Here is a 2510-nt window from a genome sequence, read left to right on the forward strand (position 1 = left end):
GGGCCATAACTGATCCGGGGATTGACGGTCCAGCAACCGAGACTTCAGACACAACATCGAACTGAGCCGTCGCAATGACCGATCGCTCCGCCACAGAGACAACATCGACATCCGGTGCCCTTGGGCTGACGGCTTGTATCGCTCTGGTCGTTGGAAACATGATCGGGTCAGGTGTGTTTTTACTTCCGGCATCGCTTGCACCGTTTGGACCAATTGCAATTGGCGGGTGGGTTTTAACGTCGGCTGGGGCGTTGGTTCTTGCGATCATTTTCGGACGCTTGTCGCGGGTCGTTTCCAAACCCGGTGGTCCCTATGCCTATTCGCAAGAAGCGTTCGGTGACTTTGCAGGGTTCATCATTGCCTGGGGATATTGGATTGCACTCTGGACGGGAAACGCGGCCGTAGCCGTAGCCTTAGTCGGCTATCTGGGCTTTCTTTTCCCGATCATCGTCGAAGTCCCCATGTACGGGCTATCGACTGCTCTGGTCGCGATTTGGTCGCTGACACTGGTTAATATCCGCGGGGTCGAAGGCGCTGGTTTAGTTCAGATCGTGACCACCGTGCTCAAACTCGCGCCGCTTATATTGATTGGCACATTGGGCATCTTCTGGATCGAGCATGAAAATTACCTTCCGGTCAATCAAAGTGGAACGACTGCAGTTTCAGCCATTTCCGCAGCGGCGGCACTGACGCTTTGGGCCTATCTTGGACTTGAATCTGCCACCGTGCCCTCTGGCGATGTGGTAGAACCGGAAAAGACCATTCCCCGCGCCACCATCATCGGCGTTATTATCGCGGCCAGTGTCTACATTGCGGTAACGGCCGTTTCGATGGGCGTCATCCCCTCTAACATTCTGGCAGTATCATCAGCACCGCTCGCCGCTGTCGGTGAGGTCATGTTCGGCGCATTCGGCGGAATACTCGTGGCCTGCGGCGCGGTTATCTCGACCTTTGGTACGCTTAATGGCTTTACCCTGCTCAGTGGGCAGGTTCCTTACGGCGCCGCCTTGGACAAAGTATTTCCGGCCGCATTAGGCAAAAAATCGAAATTCGGGACACCCGCAAACGCGTTGATTTTATCGAATGTATTGGCCTCGGTTCTGATCATCCTGAACTTCGCGCAAGGTTTGGTTGCCGCGTTCAACTTTGTCATTTTACTTGCAGTAGTCGCGAGCCTTCTGCCATACGCGGTCTGCTCTGTCGCCGAGATCATGATCCGCCTTAAGGGTGGTCAGGTTCTGCACGGTCCGGAATTGACCAAGGTAGTTGTCCTCGGCGGCCTGGGCTTCATCTACTCAGTATGGGCCTTTATCGGGTCCGGAGCGGAAACCGTACTAATTGGCTCTGTATTACTGCTTGCAGGTGTTCCCATCCATGTTTGGGTCCGCTGGAGCCAGGCCAACGACGACGAAGATATTCAGACAACTGTTGCCTCGAAAGGAGATTTGCCATGAAGCTCGGCGTTCATTCCGAGATCGGAAAGCTCAACAAGGTGATCGTCTCGCGCCCATCGCTTGCACATGATCGACTGACACCGAAAAATTGCGAAGAGTTGCTGTTCGACGACGTCATATGGGTCGAACAAGCTCGAAAGGACCATGCAGAGTTCTGTTCGCTCATGCGTGAACGCGGGGTCGAGGTCTATGACATCCAGGATCTATTGGCTGAAGTGCTTAGTGATAGTAGCGCTAGGTCTTTCATGCTTGACCGGTTGATCATTCCAAAAATTGTTGGCCTTGGCGTGTCTGTTGAGATGAGAGCTTGGCTGGACGAGATGAAAGCTGCGGATCTCGCGCGCCACATGCTTGGGGGAATCATATTCGCGGAATTACCCAAGGGGACCATTGACCCAAAATTCGACGATTTGATCACCCAAAGTGAGTTCGTATTACCCGCTGTGCCGAACGCTCTTTTCCAACGAGATCCTTCGTGTTGGATATTCAACGGTGTGACAACGAACCCGATGTTTTGGCCCGCTCGCAAACCTGAGACCTTAATGATGCGTGCGGTGTATAAATTCCATCCGATGTTTAAGGAATCCGAGTTTGATATCTGGTGGGGCGATGGCGATGAAGATTTTGCTAATGCCTCAGTCGAAGGCGGTGACGTACAGCCTGTAGGTAAAGGAACCGTGTTTATCGGAATGGGTGAACGAACGACGAGTCAAGCTGTTACCCTTCTCGCGCAGGCACTATTCGAGAAAGGCGGGGCAGAGAGAGTCGTTGCCTGCGCAATGCCCAAAAGCCGCGCGGCGATGCATCTGGATACCGTCTTCACTTGTCTTGACCACGACAAAGTGACTGCATTCACGGAAGTCGCGGATCAGATCACGTGCATTTCGCTGCGCCCAGATGACAAGAAACTGTTCGATGCAAGGGTCGAAGAAGGGCACCTGTTCGACGTCTATAAAGAAGCCCTTGGGCTGAACTCGCTGGAGGTCATCTCGACCGGTGGCAACGAGTTCCAGGCCGAGCGCGAACAGTGGGATGACGGCAATAACGTCGTGGCCC

2 protein-coding genes are annotated in these 2510 nt (G+C 53.8%); both read left to right on the top strand.

Annotated features, from left to right (window positions below):
• The first annotated feature begins 74 nt into the window (after positions 1 to 74).
• The gene (locus ACR0DX_RS22640) at positions 75 to 1454 is read left to right on the top strand and encodes an amino acid permease (protein ID WP_480847522.1); all 1380 of its coding nucleotides are present in this window, start codon (positions 75 to 77) and stop codon (positions 1452 to 1454) included.
• Positions 1451 to 2510: arginine deiminase (locus tag ACR0DX_RS22645; protein WP_480847524.1), on the top strand; the 1060-nt coding region annotated here is incomplete at its 3' end. The genes ACR0DX_RS22640 and ACR0DX_RS22645, both read left to right, overlap by 4 nt.

It is taken from the genome of Ruegeria sp. D3 (assembly GCF_056534465.1).

Coding starts and splice junctions, on each gene's coding strand:
- ACR0DX_RS22640 (WP_480847522.1), top strand. CDS start 75: ATGACCGATCGCTCCGCCACAGAGACAACATCGACATCCGGTGCCCTT.